The following is a 23,180-nucleotide window of genomic DNA, read 5'->3' as shown; positions in this document are numbered from 1 at the left end:
AGAATTTATTTAAGAAAGATATTATTTTTGATTTGGAAAACAATGGCAGAAGCATTTTTTAGTGTTAGTCCCGCTAACCGTTCCAATCTTTTTGCATTTGTTAGTTTGAGCTTGTCGAAGACCTGCAAACAAAAAGTATTTCCACTTTTATCGGGTTTAAAGATGTCATGGCTTTGCTAAAAACAAAGCAGCAAAATGCAAAATTTGGCTAAAACGTAAAGACCTTACTTTTGCCCATTGGTTTAAGCCAACACCAAAGAAATAGTATTAAGAAATTGTAATTTTAACCTAACAATGCCCTAGTATAAACGCGTCGTTAACCTTAATCCAGCCTAACAAACTTTTGAGCATTAACTGCCAAAGCCAATTACTACCTTGAATATAAATTTTCATCTGGCAACTTGTTTCTTCTGTTGTCAAAAGATAGTGTCCATCTGGCTAAGACAAAAATTTATTTCTTAACCTTGAACAGTCTAAAATCCTGTTTATAGGTTAAGAAAAATGAATGATTAAACTGCAGTTGCTTATCTGTGTGATCTAAATCAACATGTGGTTCGAAACGAACATCAAGGTATAAATTCGGTATCAGTTCTTTTTGGTAAGCATATCGTAATGAAACAATGTTTCTTCCGCTTTGCGTTAAACCATTGGTGTATAGATTACTTGAAACCGATTCGTATAATGGCATCCCTTTAATTGAAATAAAGTTATTACCCTTCCAGTACGAAGCAACCAAACTGCCCCATTTACTCTCTACACCAGCGTTCAGCCATAAACCAAAACCACCCTGATATACTTTCCTTTTCTCAGGAGAAAAATCTTTATAAACAGCCACATAATTATCTGTATAAACCTGTTTTATGTTGGTGTTGATCTGTTTATGCAACTTCAACCCTGCAGCACCATTAAAAACCGTACTAATCGGAATTTCTTTCAAAACATCTATCTGTCCGCCTTGGTGAAACGCAAGAAACTGAGCAGGGAAGCTAAACTTCCATCCGTTATTTTCGGCAATAGTTGTTTCTGTTGATAAACCACCAACAATTTCTTCTTTCGCCGCCTCGCCTTTTTCGATCATCTTTTGCCAGGCGATCCAGGCATCTAAATTAAATTTCCTGCGCTCAATTAATAATTGTGTTCCGTACTCAATTGGATTCGTAATTGTTCTTTCGAAATTGTATAACGGTTCAATGTATTTATGCTGAATTCCTCCTTCTAAACTTCCGAATACTAAGGTTAAGTTTCTTTTATGGTATTTTAAACTGAACAATGGCTTAGCGTCTGTTACCCCATTTCTACCAAAATCCTTGCGAATGAAAGCGCCGGCGGTAATGGCCAAATTTGGGTGCGCATAATATACAATCTGTGGCTGCAGTTGTGTTCCATACAAGGTATAGCCATCGTGAAAATCGTTGGTGTACTCGTAGTTACGTACGTAGTTCAAATTATAAAAGTTAAAGTGAACTTCATCTCGGAAACTGCTATCGGGGCGAATCCTATTCTCAAAAGCCGACTTGTTAAACTGAGCAGATGCGAAGTGACCTGTAAATAGAAGTAATAGTAAAAGTAAGGCTTTATTAATGCCTTTGTGTATGAACATGTGCTTGGCTTATATTCCCCAAATTTAGAATACTTTTTTATTTATTTAACCGCCAGGTACTTGAAGTTTACGGAAAGAAAACAAAATATAAGCATCGCGAAAATCACAACGTATAAAATAGAACCAAAGCTGATATTGATTTGATCGATTGGAATAACAGGAATTATCTATTTGTTTTCTTGCGATAATTTTTGTAAAGCTTAACCGCAATCATAATTGCCATGGCAACGCCCATAATACCCACGAGGCCGTAAATCCAGTTTAGTGCATCTTTAAGAATCACAACAAATACAATCGCAATCATAAAAATGGTGGCCAGCTCTCGCCATAGCCGAAGTTGGAAGCTGCTTAGCTTAAACGAATCGTTCCTAAGTTGTTTAACTATATTTCGACAAATAAAATGATAAATTAACAATCCGATAACGAAACCAAGTTTCACAAGCATCCAATCGGCCTGGAGCAAGGCCGAATTTAATGTTAACATTGAAACGCCTGCAAAGACAGAAATTACCATTGCCGGAGCGCAGATAATTTTCCATAAGGTACTTTCCATCTTTACGAACTGCAATTTTAAGATGCCCCGTTCGGGCTCAGCCTTATCATTTGCTTCAGTATGGTAGATAAATAAGCTTAAAATATAAAATAATCCAGCCATCCAACTGATGACAAATACGATATGAACCGCAAGAAAATATCGATAATAAGGCTGTAGGATTTCGATCATCTTACATTAAGCTATCAGTACTTAAATGCCTTTACCACATCAATTGCAAACTTTACATTATCGAACGGAATATCAGGCATAATACCATGACCTAAGTTGAAGATAAAACCTTCGGTGCCACGCATACGTTCAAAAAGCTTATGTATTTGCGCTTTAATAACCGATTGATCAGCATATAAGATATGCGGATCTAAATTACCTTGCACAGCTATACCGGCGGGTAAAGCATTTTTAATGTTTAGTAAATCTGCATTCCAGTCAACAGAAATCACATCAGGCTTTGCCTCAGCCATAATAGGCGCAAAAACCGAACTCCCTTTACAGAAAGAAATCACCGGAATATCCTTTCTGTTTAAGTTTGATATGATTTCCTGAATATAGCGGTGCGAAAATTCCTGGTAGTCGTTCCAAGATAAGGCAAGTGCCCAGCTATCAAAAATTTGAACGGCATTAACACCTGCAGCAATTTGGAGGTTCAAATAATCTGCTGTTACCTTTGCAATCTTCGCTAAAAGTTTGTGTGCTAACTCTGGTTGATTATGAATAAAAAGCTTGGTGAGCTTAAAATCTTTTGAAGAGCCACCTTCAATTAAATAACTCATTACCGTGAACGGCGCCCCAGCGAAACCAATTAGGGGAATTCTTCCACTCAAACGTTGTTGAATCACTTTAATCGCCTCCGCAACGTATTGCAATTCATCCAGGCAATCAACATTTAGGTTATCAATATCTTGCGCATTACGCACAGGGTTGGCAAACTTCGGACCCACGCCCTGGGTAAAACTTAAATCGCCACCCATAGCTTCTCCAGTTACCAGAATATCACAGAATAAAATTGCGGCATCAATATCTAACAAATCAACAGGTAACATGGTAACATCTGCTGCAATTTCGGGGGTTTTGCACATCTCTAAAAAAGAGTATTTATTTTTTATCTCCCAATATTGAGGCATAAATCGACCTGCCTGGCGCATCATCCATACCGGTGGGCGTTCTGTTTGTTTTGAAAATGCTGCGTCTAAAAATAAATTATTCTCCATGATTTGTATTTGGTGCTCCGCTTACGCCACCCTGTATATGTTGCACAACGCTAAAAATATGCTACCGAGCCAGGTTTTTCGTGACGAGTTATCTTAAATTTTAATTGGACAAAGTTATAAAATAAAAAAAAACGAAGTGCCTTTTTATTCCTAAACCGGTACTTCGTTGTTCAAAATGACAATAAAAAAATTATAACCTGCTTATTTCTTTCTCAATCTTCGTTATAATCTCCTTAGATCGGGAAGATAGCGCTAACTCTTTCGCCTTCTCTACATAGGCTACCGCACGCTCTCTGTCTTTTTTTCGAAGGGCTAAATTTGCCAGGTGTATAATGACATAAGATTTTTCATTTTTTCCACCTACTGGAAAGCGACTTGCTAATTGAAAATGATATTCAGCCTTATCAAAGTCTTCATCCCTTAACGCCAGGTTGCCCTGCATAAACTCGTAGTAACCCCTTCTATTTTTCGATAACCTTTCCGGATTGGGTACTTCGGCAAGCATTAACCTCGCTTTTGCAAAATCATTGTTTTTAAAATATTTGGAGGCCATTAACACCGAACCATGGCGAATGTGGCTCCATATTACAAACAACACTAAAAAGCCAGCAACCAATGCCAGCTCAAACTGATCATAAAATACGCAAACCAGGGCTGCTGCTAAAAAAACAGCCATGAGCACATATCTACCTAAACTGTTATACATTAATGGCTATCGGTAAATTTGTAGCCTACACCACGAATGGAGTGGAAATAAACCGGATTCTTTTGGTCGGGCTCGAAATATTTACGGAAAGTTAAGATAAAGTTATCTATCGTTCTTGTAGATGGATAAACGTCATAATTCCAAACGGTTTCCAAAATCTGCTCTCTAGATACCGCATCATTTTTACGCTCAATAAGCAGTTTCAATAGCATCGTTTCCTTTTTAGTCAGCGGTGTGATCGTGCCATCATCATGTTTCAACTCAAATGAATTAAAATAAATGGTTTTATCACCAATTTTGTAAGAGTTCAGCTCTTTTAAATCATCAGATTTTAAACTGCGTTTAACTAAAATTCCAACACGAAGAATTAATTCTTCTAAATTAAATGGTTTAACCAAATAATCGTCAGCACCTTTTTTCAATCCTAAAACACGGTCTTCTGATGTGTTTTTAGCGGTTAAAAACATTATTGGAACTTCTGCATTCTCCAAACGAATGGTTTCGCATACCTGGAACCCATCCATTTCAGGAAGCATTACATCTAAGATAATAAGGTTAAAGCGTTCTTCTTTAAATATTTTAAGAGCGGTTTTGCCATCTTTAACAGCGTGAACTTTATAACCTTCCAGTTCCAGGTTTAATTTGATAGCGTCTAACAAGTGATCCTCGTCTTCTACCAATAAGATTCTTAATTTTTGTGACATAAATGAGATTAACTAAATGTTACTTCAAAAATACTTCCCTGAGGCAAATTATCTTTTACAGTAATATCTGCATCATGGTATTGTAAAACCTCTTTCACAATAAACAAGCCTAAACCCGTTCCCTTCGCTTTTCTGACATTCTCATTACCAACGCGGTAAAACTTATCAAATATTAACATTTTTTCCGCATCCGAAATACCGGGGCCTTTATCAGTCACACTCAATCTTAAATGGCCATCTATTTGATCTAGAGCCACATTTATCTCATCGCAAGGACTAGAATATTTAACTGCATTCTCAATCAAATTGGTTACTACCGATGATAAGGCAAATTTGTCACCTACTATCTGCAAATTTGGCTGAATTTGGGCATTAATAAGCTGCTCATTACCACAAGAGTGCACTTGCAAACGATCTGTAATTTTATAAACCAATTCAGAGAAGTTAAATTCCTCTTTCGGAAACGTATAAGATCGATTTTCTATCTTAGTTGCCAAGAGCATATTTTCTACCAAATCATCCAGTCGTTCAATATCTTTCAGCGAATTATTAAGCAGCGAAACCTGCCGAGCCTTATCTAAATCTCTTTTTACAATAGTTTGTATAGAAAGTTTAATGGCCGCCAGTGGCGACTTCAATTCGTGGGTAATCGACATTAAGAAGTTCTGCTGTTGTTCCCGCAACTTATCTTCACGTTTTAATGATTGGTGTAAAAAATAACCACCCACGCACAGCAGGAACAAAAACACAGAGCCTTCCCCCATAATCATCGTCATGCGGCTTGGTTGCAAACGCACCACTAGGGTACCCCAAGAAATGAGCTGAATTAATGCATAAAGCAGTAGTGCATAAAATATGATGATCGATTTTTTCATCTCTAAAATTAATATGATTTAAGGAATTGCCTTAATGATTAAAATTCCTAAATTACATTTTTTTTGGAAAGCAAATTCCTGTTCGTTTCGGTTCTGGCAGCCCCGCTTTTCGTTTCAACCTTTTTGTCATCGGTAATCAGAACCCGGAGGTTAGCTGCAACAAAAAGTATTTCCCCTTCAATCGGGTTTATAACAATACTGACTGTGCTGATAACCTGAAAAACACCCCGCCTGTCAGGCACCCCTCAAAGTCATATAAACAAAGCACAAAACAACTTATATGTCCTTAAATGCCTTATATGGTTCAATATAAAAACACCCCGCCTTTCAGGCACCCCTCTAACAGAGGGGAATCCCCCTCAAAGTCATATAAACAAAAGCACAAAACTTATATGTCCTTAAATGCCTTATATGGTTCAATAAGTAAAACACCCCGCCTTTCAGGCACCCCTCTAACAGAGGGGAATCCCCTCAAAGTCATATAAACAAAAGCACAAAACTTATATGTTCTTAAATGTCTTACATGGTTCAGTATAAAAAAAACCGCCTTTCAGGCACCCCTCTAACCGAGGTAAATCCCCCTCAAAGTCATATAAACAAAGCACAAAACTTATATGTTCTTAAATGTCTTATATGGTTCAGTATAAAAAAACCCGCCTTTCAGCACCCCTCTAACCGAGGTAAATGTCCCTCAAAGCCATATAAACAAAATAAAGAACTTATATGTCCTTAAATGCCTTATATGGTTCAATAAGTAAAACACCCCGCCTTTCAGGCACCCCTCTAGCAGAGGGGAATCCCCTCAAAGCCATATAAACAAAAGCACAAAACTTATATGTTCTTAAATGTCTTATATGGTTCAATATAAAAACACCCGCCTTTCAGGCACCCCTCTAACCGAGGTAAATGTCCCTCAAAGTCATATAAACAAACAACAAAATAACTTATATGTACTTGAATGTCTTATATGGTTCAATATAAAAAACCCGCCTTTCAGCCATCTCACCAACAGCAGGGAATGACCCTCGACAACTACTTGTCGAAACTATTTCTTAAACACCAAATCGAGCGCCTCAAAAATCGCTCTCTTCGCCTTCTCCAATTCAATTTTAGTATGCGCTGCAGATACAAAACCAACTTCGTACCCCGACGGACCCAAATAAATACCCCGGTTTAGCAATTCGCGATGCATCACCTTAAACTTCTCCATACTAGCAGCATCAATATCATCAGCACATTGAATTTTACCCTTATCTGTAAAAGCAAACCAAAAAATAGAACCTACGGTAAATACCTTAAACTTGTAATTTCTGGCCGTGGCAAAACGCTGAATGCTAGCCACAAAATCTTGTGTTTTCTGGTTCAACTCTTTATAGAAACCAGATTTGCTAAGTTCAGTTAACGTAGCAATCCCTGCTGCCATGGCAACCGGGTTTCCAGATAAAGTACCCGCCTGGTAAACACCACCATCTGGAGAAACGTAAGCCATAATTTCCGCCCTGGCACCGTACATACCTACAGGCAAACCACCACCAATAATTTTTCCATAGGTAACAATATCGGGAGTAATACCATAATAGGCCGCCGCACCTTCGAAACCTACTCTAAAGCCAGTAATTACCTCATCAAAGATTAAAAGTGCGCCATTATCCTTAGTAATTTTTCTTAGAAATTTGATATATTCTTCATCCTGTAAAATCAGTCCATTGTTAGCAGGAATCCCTTCTATAATTACCGCAGCCACCTGGTCTTTAAACTGTGTGAAAGCCGCCTCAATTGCATTCCTGTCATTTAGTGGAATAACGACAGTTTCTTCAGCAAATGATTTCGGAACACCAGCCGAGGAAGTTTCACCAAAAGTAACCAAACCCGAACCCGCCTTTACTAAAAGCGAATCACTATGTCCATGGTAACAACCTTCAAATTTAATAATCTTATCACGACCCGTAAAACCCCTGGCTAAACGAATTGCCGACATTACCGCTTCCGTTCCAGAACTTGTAAAACGAATTTTTTCTACAAAACGATTATTCTTGATGATTAGCTCCGCAAGTTCATTTTCCAAAGCTGTTGGTGCGCCAAAGCTCATTCCGTTCTGCATTACTTGGGTAACTTTATCTCTAATCTTAGAATTGTTATGGCCTAAAATAAGCGGACCCCAACTTCCACAGAAATCAATAAATTGGTTTCCATCAGCATCCCAAATGTAGCAGCCATCACCCTTTTCAATAAATAATGGCGTACCGTAGACAGATTTAAAAGCCCTTACTGGCGAATTTACACCACCCGGGAAATACGTTTTTGATTTTTCGTATAGTTCGGCAGACTTTACCCTCGAAATATCGGGCTTACTCCCAGTATTTACAGGAATTTCAGCCTCATTGCCTGAAAACATTTTCTTTAATTGATCTAACATTTTTATCAAGGTTTAGGGTTTAGAGGCGTAGGGTTTAGGGCGTAGATCTGTACCTTTCGCCTTATACCTTTTACCTCACACCTTTATTACATCCAATTGTTATTTAAAATATCTTTAATGTGGTATGTGGTAATGATACTGGCGCCGGCCCTTGCAAAAGCGTGCATGGTTTCCATAACCACTTTTTGTTCGTCAATCCATCCACGTTCGGCTGCTGCTTTAACCATAGAATATTCGCCCGAAACATTGTAAACAGCGATTGGTAAATTGGTATCCTGTTTTAAACGCTGAATAATATCCAGATATGCTAAACCAGGCTTCACCATCAAAACATCTGCACCTTCATGCTCGTCTAATTTAGCCTCCCGCAGGGCTTCCAAAGGGTTTCTGAAATCCATTTGATATGCTTTTCTATCGCCTTTACTTGGCGCACAGTCTGCAGCTTCTCTAAACGGCCCATAATAAGCGGAAGCAAACTTCGTGGCGTGGCTCATAATAGCAGCATTAACGAAACCGTTTTCATCTAGAAGTTTACGCATAGCTTCAATTCTGCCATCCATCATATCCGATGGCGCAAACATATCAGCTCCAGCTTGTGCATGTGCCAAAGCCATCTTTGCAATAACATCAACGGTTTTATCATTGTCAACATAATCATTTTCCAGAATGCCACAATGACCATGTGTAGTGTAAGAACAAACGCAAACATCTGTAACCACATACAAATCATCACCGAATTGCTTTTTCAATTCCCTTACCGCAGTTGGTACTAACGAATGGTCGTGGTAGGCAGATTTTGCTTCAGCAGATTTTTCATCGCCCACGCCAAAAAGCATAATTTTATTCAAGCCTTTCCTCATTCCGGCCTCAACATCCTTAACTAAAGTATCAACCGAATAGTGGTTTACACCAGGCATTGCATCAATCGCATGCGTAACGTTTGTTCCAGGTACTACAAAATACGGGTATACAAACATATCTTTCGATAGTCGGGTTTCGGCTACCATCTCTCTAACCAACGGGTTTTTCCTTAATCTTCTCGGACGGTGTAACATCTTTTTATTATCTATTTAGTACCAAGTATCGAAACTTGATTTTTATTTTCTCGAAAAGCAGTTGCAGTAATTTATCGGCCACTGTAGTCCCGCTTTCCGTTGCAAGCTTTTTTAGTTTCTGCCATCCTACAATTCTCGTTTTGTGCGGTGAGCAACATCGTGATAATTGGCTGTCAGGATAACAAAAAAGGCTTTTCTCTTCAATCGGGTTTAAGGTTGAACCTTAAGTGCAAGATAAGTTACATAGGCAAATCATAACGTTTCGAACCTTTCAATGACCGCATTGTTGGGTTTCTTGCCTTTAGGTTGCTTCCCTTTGCCTTAATGCTATATCTCCCCCGCCTCTACTTAATCTCTATCCCAAACACCGCTTCTGACAAGCCAATCTCATCTGGAGAATATGGCAAAGCATACTTTACGCCCATTTCTTCAAATTTCTTACCCGTAGAGTTGCCTATCGCTATCACCTGCTGACCAGGAGTTAATAAGTTATCGGCAAAATAAGCATCTACATTAGACGGGCTGGTGAAAATAAGCACATCGGCATAGCTCTGATCGATGTTCTCTTCGATTACCGTTTCATAGATTGGCAGATCGATCACTTTTGCATCGGCAGGTAAACCTTTTTGAATAGATTGTAGAGAATCTTGTGCCCGAGGGAAAAGTACGTTCTTACCAGATACGAGTTGAGCAAAATCTGCCGCCACCTCTGCAATGTCGCCGCTTTCGCCAACAAAATCTGCAAAATGACCATGTTTGCGCAACGCATCTTCAGAACCCCTACCCACTACTCCAAATTTGGTTTTCTTAGGCAATTGAGGCTTCAAATTAAAAAAATAGTCAACACTATTTCTGCTGCTAAAGAAAATCCAATCGACATTTTTTAATATAAACTGATCTAAAACCGTAACAATTGGAAACGTACGGATTAAAGATCTACCTTCTATTTCTATTCCATTACTTTCTAGCGCCTTACGAAAATAACTGTGCGCACCAATTTCTCTGGAGATAAACACTTTAGCTGGTTTTTTACGCTCTTTACTAAATTTGGCTACAATTTTTTCTGCTAAACCTACTGTAGTGTCCGAGCGTAGAAATAACCTTTCCGGGAAATCTTCTGCAGTTTCTGCTTTAGAAGTCCAAACCTCGAACAAGCCATCTTCATTTTGGCAGTAACAACCCAATGGCATATGGCAGCCGCCTTCGAACAAATTTAAAACTTTACGTTCTACACCTACCTCTTCTGCAGTTGCAGGATCGTGTAGTTTTTGCAAAGCATCGAAAAGGGCCTGGTCGTTTTCTCGAATTTGTATGGCCAAAGCACCTTGCGCCGGCGCCGGAACAAATTCTGTAGGCGATAATTCTTCTACATGGAATTCGCTAACATCTAAGCCTAAACGCTTGATACCAGCTTTAGCAAGCATAATGGCATCATAGTCTTCATCTCTAAGCTTTTGAATGCGTGTAGGCACGTTTCCACGTAGATCTTCGATTTCTAAATCGCTACGCAAGCCTAAGAGCTGGGCTTTTCTTCTGTTAGACGAAGTACCTACCATAGCACCCTTTTTTAAGGATAACTTTTGGGAAACATCAACACAGTCTTTTAATATGAGCAGGTATTCAGTGGCTTCTTCCCGTGGAGGAATGGCCGCTATGGTTAGACCTGTTGGATGCGTGGTTGGCAAATCTTTTAAACAATGTACGGCCAAATCTATAGTACCACCTAAAAGTTCCTCTTCTAACTCTTTCGTGAAAAATCCTTTTCCTTCGAGTTTATCTAACCGTAAATTGAGAATTTTATCGCCTTGGGTTTTGATGATTTTAATCTCTGCCTCAATACCAATTACAGCCAATTCATCTTTAATGTGATTAGCTTGCCATAATGCAAGTTCGCTCCCGCGTGTTCCAATAGTTAATTTCTTCACTGCTCTATTTAATGATTTACAAATCTAACTAAATACAGCTTTATCTTGTAAATTGTTTAAAAATGCGACAGTGAGGTTACACAATGGTTAGGGCTTGGTTTACACTTTTATATTATTCTGCAGTAGAGAATTGGCACTATCTAGCCAACCTGCTTTAAACAAACAGGCAGTGGCAGAACTGTATAAACCCGATTGAAATGGAAATACTTTTTGGAGTAGTTATCTTGGAAGTTGGGCAAAAACACCCGCAAAAAGATTGTAATGGAAAGCGGGACTGAAACAACCCTAAAAGCAAAGAAAACTGCTTTTCCAAAAAAAGATATAGGTTTACGGGTAAATAACGAAATGTCTGAAGGAAGCTTAAGATTGCTTAACCAGAATTTCTTTCGCCATAATCATGGGAACACTGATGTATTTTTTCTCCATGTAATTCATTACTCGTTCTAATACTTCTCTCGAGTTTTCATCCATTTGGCTAATCTCATCTGCAAAAACACCATTCAAGGCTGTGTTTTTTATCTCCTTGATTTTGCGAGGCACTTCTTGCATAGCAAGCTCAATGCGGCGTTGCTTTAAAACGGTAAAAAACTCGATGATGTTGGCGCTAATAATTTCTTCGGCATGTACGAGTTCGCTGTATCGTTCCTGAATATTTTTACGAGCAACTTCTTTTAACGATTCTACCTCAATGTAGTGAACAAGGTTATTGTGGATAACCGCTGGGGCAACATCGTTTGGAATGGCCAAATCGACAATTACTTTCTTACCTGAATCGCCATTTAGCAATTTAGCGTACAGTGCCTCGGTAATAATGGCCTCGGTAGCACCAGTACAGGTAATAATGACATCGAAGCCTTGAGAGAAATTTTCTAATGCCGACAGTGGATAGGCTTTCCCGTTTAACTCTTCCGCCAAACTCTCTGCCTTAGAAAGGGTACGGTTAAAGATAGAAAAGTTGGAGTATCTATGTTTGTTAAGGTATTTCGCAATATTTTGATTGGTTTCTCCGGCACCGATGATTAGGATGCGAGAGTTGCCACACATATTTAATTCTTTAAGCTTGCGATAAGCCAATGATACAACAGAGACCGGATTTTTAGAAATATTGGTGTGGGTGTAAACTTCCTTAGCTGTCTTCACCACACGATCCATGATCATGCGCATGTAATCGCCGGTAAAACCTGCATCGCGGCAATTTTCGTAAGCTTTACGAATTTGTGCCAAAATTTCCTTTTCGCCAACTACCAGGCTTTCTAAAGAGCAGGATGTTCTTAAAAGATGATTGAACGCTTCCTCATTCTCGTAAACGGTTACATTATCGAGAAACCGCTCCATAAACTCTGGCGGTAAGCCCATATCTAGAACAGTAAGAAAACGGGTTACGAAGGCTTTATCAGTTTTTTCTTTAGTAAGAAATACAAACTCTACGCGGTTACAGGTGCCGATATAGAAAATCTCGCTAACCGGAAGCTCAGTTTGAATGTTCTTCAATCTGCTATCTAAACTCTGATCGCAAATAACTAATTTGCCTAAAGATTTTAGATCGATGTGGTGATGCGTAAAAGCTATTACTTTTAAATATTCCAATTGCTCCGTTATTAACTATTATCGGGATACAAAAGTAACATGGTTGGGGGATGTCAACGTCATTAATCTGTAATATACGCTAATTTAGAACGGTTTTAAATAATGAAAATCACCCTAGAAAATACCTTCTGGTATAAAATATCAATCTGGATTTACGGACTTTTTTATGTAGCTGCAGGCATAAATCATTTTATATCAACTGCTTTTTACGACGGCATTATGCCTCCATGGTTGCCTTACCATAACATGTTAATTGTATTATCTGGGGTAATTGAGATTGCATTGGGCTTGCTATTGCTGTTCTCGAGAACAAGACAAGTAGCAGCTATCTTAATCATTTTAATGCTGATTGCGTTCTTGCCAGCACATATTTACATGATAAAAATGGCGCCGTATATGTTGGGCAAAGTAATGGTGACTGCATTTGTGGCTTGGGTGAGAATACCAATTCAATTGATGTTAATTGCCTGGGCATGGTATTATTGCCGAAGAAAATAAGGCGGCAATATCATCTTTTAAACTTTGTTAACCTGCTTAAGTAGCAACGGTAAAAACTGCGTGGCAGAAGGCAATACAAGACATAACTGAATTGTTTATGAACTTGGGCATCTTGCACGTTTACGCACATTAAAACAAACACTATACACGATTGATTGTTAAAAAAATATGATTACACAAAGCGAATTTAGCCTTAATGGTGCGGATGGGAAACTAATTTTAGGAGACATTACTTTTGACAAGATGAACCCAAATACGCCTATCGTACTTTTTATCCATGGGTTTAAGGGGTTTAAGGATTGGGGTACGCATAATATGGTGGCCCGTTATTTTGCCAGCAACGGATATCGGTATATTAAGTTTAACCTTTCCCATAGCGGCGTAAAAATTAGTGAGCCTGGCGATGTAACAGATTTGGAAACGTTTGCAAACAACACCATTTCAAAAGAACTTTACGATGTAAACGCCATACTTGATTTTATTGAAAAGTCTTATGGCAGGGATGTTGAAATAAATTTAATTGGGCACAGCAGGGGCGGTGGCTTGGCAGTTATTGCTGCCGCAAACGATCTTAGGATTAGTAAACTGATTACCTGGAGTGCCATTTCGAGTTTTAATAGCCTTTGGAAGAAGGAGCAGGAAGCCGATTGGAAAAAAACAGGAAAAATACATGTAACCAATGCGAGAACAAAAGAGCAGATGCCGCTAAATGTATCTCTGCTTGAAGATTTCGAGGAAAATAGGAAGACTTTGGATATCCTGGAAAGCGCCAGGCGCATCAATATCCCATGGTTAATAGTGCAAGGTGATGAAGATGTGAACGTACCTTTCGAAAACGCACAACTGTTGGCAGATGCTTGCCCCGGTAGCAGATTGGTAAAAATAGAAGGCGCTAACCATGTTTATGGTGCAACGCATCCCTTTGAACGCGAAACGCTACCCCCTGCGCTATTTAGAAATTGCGAAAAATGTTTGTTATTTATGGAAGAATAAGTAGGCAGATTATTATGTCCATTATTTTATTTTGAGGAAGAACAGCCTGGTGATGGCCTATACTTTCTCTACCCAATTTCCGTCACCTTTTATAATTTCAATCAGTTCATCTAATGCAAAGGCAGTAGTAACATTCTTTTTAACTACTTCTTGTCCGCGGTAAAGGGTAATTTTATCTGGGCCAGTGCCCACATAACCGTAATCGGCGTCGGCCATTTCGCCCGGACCATTTACAATACAGCCCATAATACCAATTTTAAGGCCTTTTAAATGATCTGTTCGCGACCTGATAAGTTGGGTGGTCTCCTGCAAATCGAACAGCGTTCTGCCACAACTGGGACAAGAAATGTATTCAGTTTTGCTGATTCTGGTTCGGGTAGCTTGCAAAATACCAAAGCTTGTAGCATTTATTAAGCCGAGTTGATGATCTGGTGAATCGATCCAAACACCGTCGCCGAAACCGTCAGTAAGTAGTGCCCCAAGGTCTGTTGCAGCAAATAGCATTAGATGGTCGGCATCTAGGTCTTTGTAACTCCGTTTAATTATGACTGGAACCTCTAAACGATTGGCTTGTAAAAACGTAAAAAACGCTCTCTGCTCGGCCATTCCATGTTCTTCACTCGTTTCTAGAATCAACACTACCCGATCTATCGACATCGTTTTGAGCTGATCGAATTGTTTTGCATCTATGGTCACAAAGTTTAGAAATTCATCCCGAGTATCACTTTTAAGAAAATCCTCAAGGTTAAATAGCGGGTGACAATTATTTCTATCCTTAAGCTTAAGCCAGGTTTGATAGTTGGAAACCTGCTTTAAGTTCCCCGGAAATGAAAATGATGGCAAGTTATCGCCTAGAAAAGCGATATCGCAGGCCTGATCGGCAAGGTTGTATTTATCTAAACCGGCACTGTAGTTATAACCAATAGCACTTAAAAAATAAGGGTCTTTCAGGTTTTCTCTGGATACATCTATCATAACAACTGGATGGTTGTGGCCTCCAATGTGTTGAACGGTTTGGGTAGCCCTGCGGGCATAGGCGTAAGGCGAATAGGTTGCAGGAAAGCCGCTACTAGAAAGTGCTGGTTCACTCGGCGATATTGCGCTTTGCTTTCTTGTCGCATAACGATCTGCCAGTGCTTTGGCCACTGGCGCCTCAAATTCAGGATCTTCAGTTAAAGATACGCGGATGGTATCGCCTAACCCATCTTCCAGTAAAGTACCAATCCCAACTGCCGACTTAATCCGACCATCCTCGCCATCTCCAGCCTCAGTGACGCCAAGGTGCAAAGGATAATTCATCCCTTCTTTAACCATGGTTTCTACCAATAATCTATAGGCTTGCACCATTACCTGGGTATTGCTGGCTTTCATGGAGATAACCAAGTTGTAATAGTTCTCGGCCTCGCACATACGTATAAATTCCATTGCAGACTCTACCATTCCTCTAGGTGTATCGCCATAATGGCTCATAATCCGATCAGAAAGTGAACCGTGATTGGTACCAATACGCATTGCTGTGCCATACTCCTTACAGATTTTCACCAGTGGGATGAACTTCTTGTTAATTCGTTCTAATTCCGCATTATAGGCTTCTTGAGTATAGTTTAAACTCTCGAATTTCTTTTTATCAGCATAATTACCAGGGTTAACACGTACTTTTTCAACAATCCTGGCAGCCAGCTCAGCGGCGTTTGGCGTGAAGTGAATATCAGCAATAAGAGGAACTTCGTAACCGCGTTTGCGGAGCTCTTTTTTTATTGCCGCTAAGTTCTCCGCTTCCTTAATACTTGGAGCAGTGATGCGTACATAATCGCAGCCAGATTCAACCATACGGATCGTTTGCTCTACCGTTGCAATTGTGTTCATGGTGTCGGTAGTCGTCATGGATTGTATCCGGATTGGGTTATTACCCCCTAAAGCGATATCGCCAATGTTAACCTCGCGGGTTGGAAACCGGGCATAGTGTGATAGACTATTACAATAACCTCCTGATAATTTTTCCTTGATCGATAAATTTTCCATGCGAAAGCAAAGATATGGTAAATGTTCAATTGTTAAATTGATGGATTGTTAAATTGTTGCAAGGTTGTAAGATGAAAACTAGTTTCAATAGCAGTTTCACTTAAAATCACGATCAATTATATGCTTTTCTTGTTTTAGATTAACAGCTATATCTAACAACTAATCAACAAAACATAATCTCTAGATCAGCCTATCTTTTATAACCAAAGTGTTTGCAGAGATGTCGTGCCAGCATTGATTTTTCTTATTCAGAAAACTGTAGAGGTAGCCAAAAAATACAGGTATAACCGAAAATATTTTAGAAAGGTTGCGTGTTAAGGAACGCCCGATGGAAATTCTGCTTCCCTCCAGATCGGTAACTTTAATATTGAGCATTTTTTTGCCTATGGTGGCCTGCTTCGCTGATGCCTCGGCGAAAATCCCATAAAGCAACTTGATTATAAAAATACTTGGAAATGGCACCAGGAAAGCCATAATTCTTTCGTTTTTATCGATAATAAAAAGATAGCTTGTTAAAATGACAATTGTGTAAATACCGAAGATTAAAAAATGATCGATTACAGAAGCCAGCAAACGCTGATCAAATGCTGCAAAGTATTGGGGTGCGGTTTTTTGATATGTAAAACCTAAAAGCTCACGCAATTCTGCAATTGCATGAGCTTCTTTATAATCATCCATACCTTTTTTTCGGACGAAAGTGCTGGGTTTTATATCCAGTTGATTGAGATCGGCCAGACTAAAGGGTCCTTGTGGTTTACCATTAATTACAACGGTGTATTCTTTGATCAAATCCATTAAACTATTTTGTTGAGCACTAAAGCCACAATAAATCAAGACATTAAACTTTGCAGTCTAAATTCTTAGTGTCTACTCACCTCAAAGTTACTCAATCCACCATCCAGATTAATAAATATTTTTTTGCTGGATGTTTTGTAGTTAGGTGTTTCATAAACACCTTCATATAGCTTCTCAAATCCCTCAAAATCTTTGGCAGATAGACCTGTACGGGTAGTAATTCTACACCCAGAACCTTCAGGAACTTCAATTTTTACATCTGCTACACCAGATTTTACTACGATATCTGTAATTGGAAGTAAATCTCCAACTTTGATATCCAATGCCGATGCTCCGCCATCAAAATGAAAAGTACGAACCTTGTAAGCCCTCAAATCGAGATTGGCTTCTCCCGCCCCAAGTTTCATAAAGATGCTCCAATCTGCCGCTTTATTCAGGCTAAAATCTACATCGTTTGCCCCATTGTTAAATTTCCATTTCTTCTTTTTATCATCCAGCTGGAAGGTTAAGATTGTTGCACTATCCGTAACCATTTTTTTAAGCGAAAAATTACCATTCTTACCATTTACATTTGCGTTAATAAGCTGATCTGTATTACCATTTAGGTTGAATGAAATCCCCCCTCCTGATATGTTTAATACAGTTTTCTTTGTATTTTCCTCTGCAACAAATGGCTCTGATAACTTAAATTTTTTAACTGCGGTATCCATGTCGCTATCCGAGTCATCGTCGTTATCGCCAATGTTGATATCCACGTCATTTTTGAAATGATTGCCCCACCAAGATCCACGCTCTGGCGCCTGCTGCCCTTTTACAAATAAGACGGAAAGCGCTACCACCAATACCCCTATAGAGATAATACTTCCTGTTTGGGAATTATTTTTATTGAAAAGGATATTTAGCCCGGCGATAATTAAGAAGATAGGCCAAAAACCCCATATGTTACGCCAGTAGAATTCGATAATTCCAAAATTTTCCAGTAGAAGTACACCGCCAATAAAAAGCAGTAATATACCCCAAATTAATCTATCTAATCTCATAATGTTTATGCTTGAGGATTGTGAGGTGTTGAATTATTTTCGTTTTCTGAAATGTTCTCCGTTGTGGCATCTGTGTTAGATACTGTGGTTGTGGCTTTCATTTCGTCTGTAGGATGCTGTTGTTGCTGATTTTGAAACGCCTGCCAATCGTTTTTTCGCTTCGACTTGGCTATAATACTAATACCCAATGCAATAAAAACAAGCGGCCACATAAATTTAAAGAAGTTTCTAAAGGTAAACCAATATGGAATAAAATCCATCTCTCTCATCAGAAAAAAGCCTCCTATTACCAGTAACACTAAACCAGCAATGGTGCGTCCGCTATCGTTCGGTTTGTTGAAAGAGGTGAAATCATTTTTTGTTTCAAACGGCGCTTTGTTGGTATTTTCATTCATAGGTTGTGTCCAATTGCTTTGTCCGGAGCCTGTTGGGCCACCAAACCCACCGCTACTACCAAATGAATTTGTATTTGGATTGTGTTTGCTGAAATAATCATTAAATTTTGAGAATCTTGCTTCCGGATCTTGATTTACCGGAACGATGATCCACATGATTATATAGGCAATTAATCCGCCACCAGCCATAAAAAAGGCTGATAATACAAACAATAGTCTTACGATGGTAACCTCAACTTGCAAATAATCTGCAAGTCCAGAAGCTACCCCAGCTATCATCTTATCGTGTTCGTTTCTAAAAAGCTTCTTTTCCATAACGTTTTCATTGTGTTTAAAAATCCAGCGGCGTCATCAATACCTCATCAACATTTACCCCTTTGCTCAAAGTTACAATGGTGTAAAGCGTTTCTGCGATGTCTTCTGGCTGAACAAATTTTTCATCGGGGATAGTTGTTCCATCCCATGAAGCGGTTCTTGTTGAGCCGGGTAAAAACGCAGTCACTTTTACTTGGTGTGGTGCTAATTCCTGCCGCAATACATGATTAAGACTTAACATCGCTGCTTTTGTTACACTATAACTCCCGGCATTTTTTACAGGTGCTAAACTAGCAACAGAACAGATGTTAAAAATGTGCCCAGATTGGGCAGTACGCATTTTCCGACCGAAAAATTTACTCAGATAATAAGTGGCATTGAGGTTAAGACGTTGTTGCATTTCGAAAATATCATCGTTCTCATCAAGCAAGTTACCAGGAAAAAACACACCTACGTTATTTACTAATATGTCTATTGTATTAAACTTCTGATCTACGAATTCTAAAAATTCGGTAATCGCTGCTTTGTTGCTGCAATCTAAGGCGACGGTAATTATCTCCCTCCCGGGAAGAACTAGTTCATCCCGAAGGGCATCCAGCGCTTTCTTATTTCTAGCGGTGAGGATAAGGTTGTACCCCTTTTCCCATAGTTTAATCGTTATAGCTCTGCCAATTCCCTTAGTTGCTCCAGTTATTACCGCATTCATTTTTATTATGGATTAGTTTTTGTTAACAAAAAACCATATTTATATTCAAAACCACTAATAATTTTGTAAATATCAAAGAGCGACAACTTTTTTATCGTTTCTTTGTAGTACTATAAAAATGATCATTTAAATTAAGCAACATACGGAATGAATTTTACCAATTTCGGCAGATACATCCTGCTACTCAAGTCTGTATTCAGAAGGCCGGAAAAACTGAAAATATACCTCAAAGAGATTGCCAAGCAAATGGATTATGTAGGTGTGGGCTCCTTGGGATTAATTGCCATCATCTCTACATTTATAGGTGCGGTAATGACGCTCCAAATTGCTTTTCAGTTGGTTAGCGATTTCATCCCAAAAACAATTATTGGCTCAGTTAACCGAGATTCGAGTATTTTAGAGCTAAGCCCAACCATAAGTGCCATTGTTTTAGCTGGTAAGATTGGTTCTGCTATTTCTTCCGAAATTGGATCAATGCGGGTTACCGAACAAATTGATGCGCTTGAAATTATGGGTATCAATGCACCGGGTTACCTCATCCTTCCCAAAATTATATCGGGAATCACGATGGTGCCAATGCTGGTTATCATTTCGATGTTCTTAAGTATTTCTGGCGGTTACATTGGTGGTTCTATTTCTGGTGCAGTTACGCCAGCAGAATATATCCAAGGAATTACCACAGATTTTAATCCTTACACCATTGTAGTAGCTTTAGTTAAGGCTTTTGTTTTTGGATTTATCATTACATCTGTACCAGCCTACGAGGGTTTTTATGTTCGTGGCGGGGCATTAGAAGTTTCTCAGGCAAGTACCAGGGCAGTTGTTATTAGCTGTATCTCTATACTTGTTTGCGATTATTTGGTTACTCAACTGCTATTATAATGATTGAAGTTAAAGATATTTTTAAGTCGTTTTCTGGAAACGAGGTGTTGAAGGGGATCTCTGGGAAATTTGAAGAGGGTGTAACCAATTTAATTATTGGAGGTTCTGGGTCTGGTAAAACAACGCTTTTAAAATGCATGGTAGGTTTACACCAGCCAGATTCGGGTTCGGTACTTTACGATGGCCGAGATTTTACGCCCATGACTTATGAACAGCGAATTGAAGTACGTAAAGAAATTGGGATGTTATTCCAGGGTTCGGCATTGTTTGATAGTATGACTGTTGAGGACAACATTATGTTTCCTTTAAACATGTTTACCGAGCAAACCAGAAAAGAGAAATTAGAACGCGTAAACTTTTGCTTGGAACGCGTTAACCTGGCCGGAAAAAATAAATTGTTCCCTGCCGAGCTTTCAGGGGGAATGAAGAAACGCGTGGGTATTGCCCGAGCGATTTCTATGAACCCAAAATATTTGTTCTGTGATGAACCCAATTCGGGGCTGGATCCAAAAACATCTATCGTTATTGATGAACTGATTCAGGAACTTACTGAAGAATTTAAAACCACTACCATTGTGGTTACTCATGATATGAATTCAGTAATGGGAATTGGTGATTATATCCTTTTCCTACACCAAGGCAAAAAGTTTTGGGAAGGTAGCAACAAAGAAATTGCGCATACCGATATTCAGGAATTAAATGATTTTGTTTTTGCGAGTCGTTTCATGAAGGCTGCAAAAGACAAATTTTAAAAAATTACTTACATTTAAATTAAAATTACTGTCGTCATTGCCAAGCGCTTAGAAATCTGGTTAACGGATTGTCTGGTACTTCGCAATGACGATTTACATCATAACACATGATAGAATTACTTGCCCCAACGCACTGGAAAGATTACGAACTCATTGATTGCGGGGATTTTGAAAAATTAGAAAGGTTTGGCAGTGTTATTACAATCAGACCTGAGCCTCAGGCGGTTTGGAAAAAGACCTTGTCTGAACAGGAATGGAAAAAAACAGCAAACATTACCTTTAGAGGAAGATCTGCAACTGCCGGAGAGTGGGTTAAAAAAAACCAGTCTATACCAGACAGGTGGCATGTAGAATATAAGAATAATGAGGTTGCTATTAAACTCCGTCTGGGCTTAACCTCCTTTAAGCACGTAGGCGTGTTTCCAGAGCAAGCCGTCAACTGGGATTTTATATCTTCATCTATCAAAAAATTTAAAAACCCTCAGCCAAAAGTATTAAATCTTTTCGCCTATACTGGCGCTGCATCGTTAATTGCAAATGCAGCTGGTGCAGAAACCACACACGTTGACTCTATAAAACAGGTAGTAACGTGGGCAAATGAAAACCAAGAACTTTCTGGATTGAAAAATACCCGCTGGATGGTTGAAGATGCCTTGAAGTTTGTAAAGAAAGAGTTAAAAAGAGGCAAGAAGTACAACGGCATCATTTTAGACCCGCCCGCGTATGGACATGGTCCTAATGGTGAAAAATGGAAGCTCGAAGATCATATCCAGGAAATGATGCAAGACGTGGTTCAACTGTTAGATGAACAAGAGCATTTTCTAATTTTGAACACTTATTCTTTGGGATTTTCATCAGTTATTGTAGAAAATCTAATTCGTACATCGTTGCCAACCGTTACAAACCTGCAAACTGGCGAGCTTTATCTCCAGGCAACTGCGGGTACCAAATTACCGCTAGGGGTTTTCGGCAAATTCTGCAATGTGTAAATGTTAATTACTTTATTTTAAACTTACCTTTTTCGGTGATACTTTCACAACTCAACAAATCCGAAAGCGTAAACTAATACCAACTATCTATTAATAACTTTATGAAATTTCCTCAATTAGCAGGCACAGTATTGCTGGGCTTCGCCGCAGTTACGCTATTTGCCAACTGTCAGTCAGACGGCAAAACCGACGGTGGCATCGGCAAAATGTTCTCTTCAGATACAACCAAAAAGAAAGCAGACTCTACCGAAAATGTAATGAAACCTGTTGATCCGAAAGTGTATGACTCTCTGGTTAGAAAGCTTGCAAATGGAGACACAACAGGAAAATGGCCGGTAAAAAATCAGCCTATTCCATTAAATGGCGCTATTTTACCTTTTAAAAGGATCGTAGTTTATTACGGCAATTTGCACTCGAAAAAGATGGGTGCCTTAGGCGAATATGCACCGAAAGAAATGTGGCAACGTTTAAATGCTGAAGTAAAACATTGGGAAAAGGCAGATCCGAGTACGCCAGTACAACCGGGCTTGCACTACATTGCTGCTGTAGCCAGTGGCACGCCTGGCAAAGACGGCAAGTACATCAATCGCATGGGCAATAAGCAGATTGATTCTGTGTTAAAAATTGCAAAGATGCAACCGAATACAATTGTGTTCTTAGACCTACAGGTTGCTCTAAGTACCATAAAGGCCGAATTGCCACACATTGAAAAATATTTGGAGTTGCCTTATGTGCATTTAGGCATCGACCCAGAATTTTCGATGAAAGATGGTACGTTGCCAGGTAAAAAAATCGGAACGTATGATGCTACCGATATCAACTACGTTACCGGTTATTTAGCCGATCTGGTAAAAAAATACAACCTGCCACCAAAAGTTTTTGTATTACACCGTTTTACTAAAAAAATGGTTACCAATTCGCAGAACATCAAATTGCGCCCAGAAGTGCAAGTTGTAGTACATATGGACGGTTGGGGTGAACCAGAATTGAAGAAAGGTACGTATCGCCATTTCGTTTATGGAGAGCCAGTTCAGTTTACTGGTTTCAAATTGTTCTACAAAAACGACTTAAAGAAAGAACCAAAACGGTTACTTACGCCAGAAGAATTGTTGAAGTTAACACCGAAACCAATTTACATCCAATATCAATAATCTTGAAAGA

Annotated in this window: 21 protein-coding genes; 6 read left to right on the top strand and 15 right to left on the bottom strand. The window is 39.1% G+C overall.

What is annotated here, in order from left to right:
* Positions 1-451 precede the first annotated feature (451 nt).
* From OQ268_RS14795 to hemA, 10 genes are all read right to left on the bottom strand, one after another.
* Positions 452-1,600: a hypothetical protein gene (locus OQ268_RS14795; RefSeq protein ID WP_265857161.1), complete on the bottom strand. Its 1,149-nt coding sequence runs from the start codon at positions 1,598-1,600 to the stop codon at positions 452-454.
* Positions 1,601-1,763: 163 nt separating this feature from the next.
* Positions 1,764-2,324 (bottom strand): CopD family protein, encoded by a 561-nt coding sequence (locus OQ268_RS14790; protein WP_265857159.1) that lies wholly within the window; start codon positions 2,322-2,324, stop codon positions 1,764-1,766.
* Positions 2,325-2,338: 14 nt separating this feature from the next.
* The gene (gene hemE, locus OQ268_RS14785; protein ID WP_265857157.1) at positions 2,339-3,364 is read right to left on the bottom strand and encodes a uroporphyrinogen decarboxylase; all 1,026 of its coding nucleotides are present in this window, start codon (positions 3,362-3,364) and stop codon (positions 2,339-2,341) included.
* Between the two features lie 190 nt (positions 3,365-3,554).
* Positions 3,555-4,070, bottom strand: coding sequence for a hypothetical protein (locus OQ268_RS14780; protein ID WP_265857156.1), 516 nt, complete (start codon positions 4,068-4,070; stop codon positions 3,555-3,557).
* Positions 4,070-4,774, bottom strand: coding sequence for a response regulator transcription factor (locus OQ268_RS14775; RefSeq protein WP_025146905.1), 705 nt, complete (start codon positions 4,772-4,774; stop codon positions 4,070-4,072). Before OQ268_RS14775 ends, OQ268_RS14780 begins: the two co-directional genes overlap by 1 nt.
* 8 nt (positions 4,775-4,782) lie before the next feature.
* Positions 4,783-5,649 (bottom strand): sensor histidine kinase, encoded by an 867-nt coding sequence (locus OQ268_RS14770; RefSeq protein ID WP_265857154.1) that lies wholly within the window; start codon positions 5,647-5,649, stop codon positions 4,783-4,785.
* A 1,045-nt stretch (positions 5,650-6,694) separates the two neighbouring features.
* Positions 6,695-8,065 (bottom strand): glutamate-1-semialdehyde 2,1-aminomutase, encoded by a 1,371-nt coding sequence (hemL, locus tag OQ268_RS14765; RefSeq protein ID WP_265857152.1) that lies wholly within the window; start codon positions 8,063-8,065, stop codon positions 6,695-6,697.
* Between the two features lie 86 nt (positions 8,066-8,151).
* On the bottom strand, positions 8,152-9,120 hold the full coding sequence (hemB, locus tag OQ268_RS14760) for a porphobilinogen synthase (protein ID WP_265857150.1): 969 nt from the start codon (positions 9,118-9,120) through the stop codon (positions 8,152-8,154).
* 344 nt (positions 9,121-9,464) lie between these two features.
* Positions 9,465-11,045 (bottom strand): hydroxymethylbilane synthase, encoded by a 1,581-nt coding sequence (hemC, locus tag OQ268_RS14755; protein WP_265857148.1) that lies wholly within the window; start codon positions 11,043-11,045, stop codon positions 9,465-9,467.
* A 360-nt stretch (positions 11,046-11,405) separates the two neighbouring features.
* Complete coding sequence (hemA, locus tag OQ268_RS14750; protein ID WP_265857146.1) at positions 11,406-12,632, bottom strand: glutamyl-tRNA reductase; 1,227 nt, start codon at positions 12,630-12,632, stop codon at positions 11,406-11,408.
* A gap of 102 nt (positions 12,633-12,734) precedes the next feature.
* Here hemA and OQ268_RS14745 point away from each other — a divergent pair, with 102 nt between their 5' ends.
* Together OQ268_RS14745 and OQ268_RS14740 are read left to right on the top strand one after the other, a co-directional pair.
* Entirely contained in the window at positions 12,735-13,130 is a 396-nt protein-coding gene (locus tag OQ268_RS14745; protein WP_265857144.1) for a DoxX family protein, read from the top strand.
* A gap of 168 nt (positions 13,131-13,298) precedes the next feature.
* On the top strand, positions 13,299-14,123 hold the full coding sequence (locus tag OQ268_RS14740; RefSeq protein WP_265857142.1) for an alpha/beta hydrolase family protein: 825 nt from the start codon (positions 13,299-13,301) through the stop codon (positions 14,121-14,123).
* A gap of 57 nt (positions 14,124-14,180) precedes the next feature.
* Here OQ268_RS14740 and ispG read toward each other — a convergent pair whose 3' ends face one another.
* The 5 genes from ispG to OQ268_RS14715 form a co-directional block, all read right to left on the bottom strand.
* Entirely contained in the window at positions 14,181-16,145 is a 1,965-nt protein-coding gene (gene ispG / locus OQ268_RS14735; protein ID WP_265857140.1) for a (E)-4-hydroxy-3-methylbut-2-enyl-diphosphate synthase, read from the bottom strand.
* Between the two features lie 180 nt (positions 16,146-16,325).
* Entirely contained in the window at positions 16,326-16,940 is a 615-nt protein-coding gene (locus tag OQ268_RS14730; RefSeq protein WP_265857138.1) for an RDD family protein, read from the bottom strand.
* Positions 16,941-17,005: 65 nt separating this feature from the next.
* The gene (locus OQ268_RS14725; protein ID WP_265857136.1) at positions 17,006-17,980 is read right to left on the bottom strand and encodes a LiaF transmembrane domain-containing protein; all 975 of its coding nucleotides are present in this window, start codon (positions 17,978-17,980) and stop codon (positions 17,006-17,008) included.
* A gap of 5 nt (positions 17,981-17,985) precedes the next feature.
* Positions 17,986-18,690 (bottom strand): PspC domain-containing protein, encoded by a 705-nt coding sequence (locus tag OQ268_RS14720; protein WP_265857134.1) that lies wholly within the window; start codon positions 18,688-18,690, stop codon positions 17,986-17,988.
* 16 nt (positions 18,691-18,706) lie between these two features.
* A complete protein-coding gene (locus OQ268_RS14715; RefSeq protein WP_265857132.1) occupies positions 18,707-19,396 on the bottom strand; it encodes an SDR family oxidoreductase in 690 nt (229 codons plus the stop codon).
* Between the two features lie 147 nt (positions 19,397-19,543).
* On the opposite strand from OQ268_RS14715, the gene OQ268_RS14710 reads away from it, so the two are divergent.
* The 4 genes from OQ268_RS14710 (at position 19,544) to OQ268_RS14695 (ending at position 23,170) form a co-directional block, all read left to right on the top strand.
* Positions 19,544-20,278 carry an MlaE family ABC transporter permease gene (locus OQ268_RS14710; protein WP_121950500.1) on the top strand — a complete coding sequence of 245 codons (735 nt, stop codon included), beginning with the start codon at positions 19,544-19,546 and terminating at the stop codon, positions 20,276-20,278.
* Entirely contained in the window at positions 20,278-21,030 is a 753-nt protein-coding gene (locus OQ268_RS14705; RefSeq protein ID WP_265857129.1) for an ABC transporter ATP-binding protein, read from the top strand. Before OQ268_RS14710 ends, OQ268_RS14705 begins: the two co-directional genes overlap by 1 nt.
* A 107-nt stretch (positions 21,031-21,137) precedes the next feature.
* The gene (locus OQ268_RS14700; RefSeq protein ID WP_265857127.1) at positions 21,138-22,019 is read left to right on the top strand and encodes a class I SAM-dependent methyltransferase; all 882 of its coding nucleotides are present in this window, start codon (positions 21,138-21,140) and stop codon (positions 22,017-22,019) included.
* Between the two features lie 101 nt (positions 22,020-22,120).
* A complete protein-coding gene (locus OQ268_RS14695; RefSeq protein WP_265857125.1) occupies positions 22,121-23,170 on the top strand; it encodes a hypothetical protein in 1,050 nt (349 codons plus the stop codon).
* The last annotated feature ends 10 nt before the right edge of the window (positions 23,171-23,180 follow it).

It is taken from the genome of Pedobacter sandarakinus (genome assembly GCF_026240095.1).
In the GTDB taxonomy this organism is placed as follows: domain Bacteria; phylum Bacteroidota; class Bacteroidia; order Sphingobacteriales; family Sphingobacteriaceae; genus Pedobacter; species Pedobacter sandarakinus.
The sequence above is the reverse complement of the archived record's forward strand: the minus strand, read 5'-3'. Positions and strand labels throughout refer to the sequence as shown.

Coding starts and splice junctions, on each gene's coding strand:
- OQ268_RS14795 (WP_265857161.1), bottom strand. CDS start 1,600: ATGTTCATACACAAAGGCATTAATAAAGCCTTACTTTTACTATTACTT.
- OQ268_RS14790 (WP_265857159.1), bottom strand. CDS start 2,324: ATGATCGAAATCCTACAGCCTTATTATCGATATTTTCTTGCGGTTCAT.
- hemE (WP_265857157.1), bottom strand. CDS start 3,364: ATGGAGAATAATTTATTTTTAGACGCAGCATTTTCAAAACAAACAGAA.
- OQ268_RS14780 (WP_265857156.1), bottom strand. CDS start 4,070: ATGTATAACAGTTTAGGTAGATATGTGCTCATGGCTGTTTTTTTAGCA.
- OQ268_RS14775 (WP_025146905.1), bottom strand. CDS start 4,774: ATGTCACAAAAATTAAGAATCTTATTGGTAGAAGACGAGGATCACTTG.
- OQ268_RS14770 (WP_265857154.1), bottom strand. CDS start 5,649: ATGAAAAAATCGATCATCATATTTTATGCACTACTGCTTTATGCATTA.
- hemL (WP_265857152.1), bottom strand. CDS start 8,065: ATGTTAGATCAATTAAAGAAAATGTTTTCAGGCAATGAGGCTGAAATT.
- hemB (WP_265857150.1), bottom strand. CDS start 9,120: ATGTTACACCGTCCGAGAAGATTAAGGAAAAACCCGTTGGTTAGAGAG.
- OQ268_RS14745 (WP_265857144.1), top strand. CDS start 12,735: ATGAAAATCACCCTAGAAAATACCTTCTGGTATAAAATATCAATCTGG.
- OQ268_RS14740 (WP_265857142.1), top strand. CDS start 13,299: ATGATTACACAAAGCGAATTTAGCCTTAATGGTGCGGATGGGAAACTA.
- ispG (WP_265857140.1), bottom strand. CDS start 16,145: ATGGAAAATTTATCGATCAAGGAAAAATTATCAGGAGGTTATTGTAAT.
- OQ268_RS14730 (WP_265857138.1), bottom strand. CDS start 16,940: ATGGATTTGATCAAAGAATACACCGTTGTAATTAATGGTAAACCACAA.
- OQ268_RS14725 (WP_265857136.1), bottom strand. CDS start 17,980: ATGAGATTAGATAGATTAATTTGGGGTATATTACTGCTTTTTATTGGC.
- OQ268_RS14720 (WP_265857134.1), bottom strand. CDS start 18,690: ATGGAAAAGAAGCTTTTTAGAAACGAACACGATAAGATGATAGCTGGG.
- OQ268_RS14715 (WP_265857132.1), bottom strand. CDS start 19,396: ATGAATGCGGTAATAACTGGAGCAACTAAGGGAATTGGCAGAGCTATA.
- OQ268_RS14710 (WP_121950500.1), top strand. CDS start 19,544: ATGAATTTTACCAATTTCGGCAGATACATCCTGCTACTCAAGTCTGTA.
- OQ268_RS14705 (WP_265857129.1), top strand. CDS start 20,278: ATGATTGAAGTTAAAGATATTTTTAAGTCGTTTTCTGGAAACGAGGTG.
- OQ268_RS14700 (WP_265857127.1), top strand. CDS start 21,138: ATGATAGAATTACTTGCCCCAACGCACTGGAAAGATTACGAACTCATT.
- OQ268_RS14695 (WP_265857125.1), top strand. CDS start 22,121: ATGAAATTTCCTCAATTAGCAGGCACAGTATTGCTGGGCTTCGCCGCA.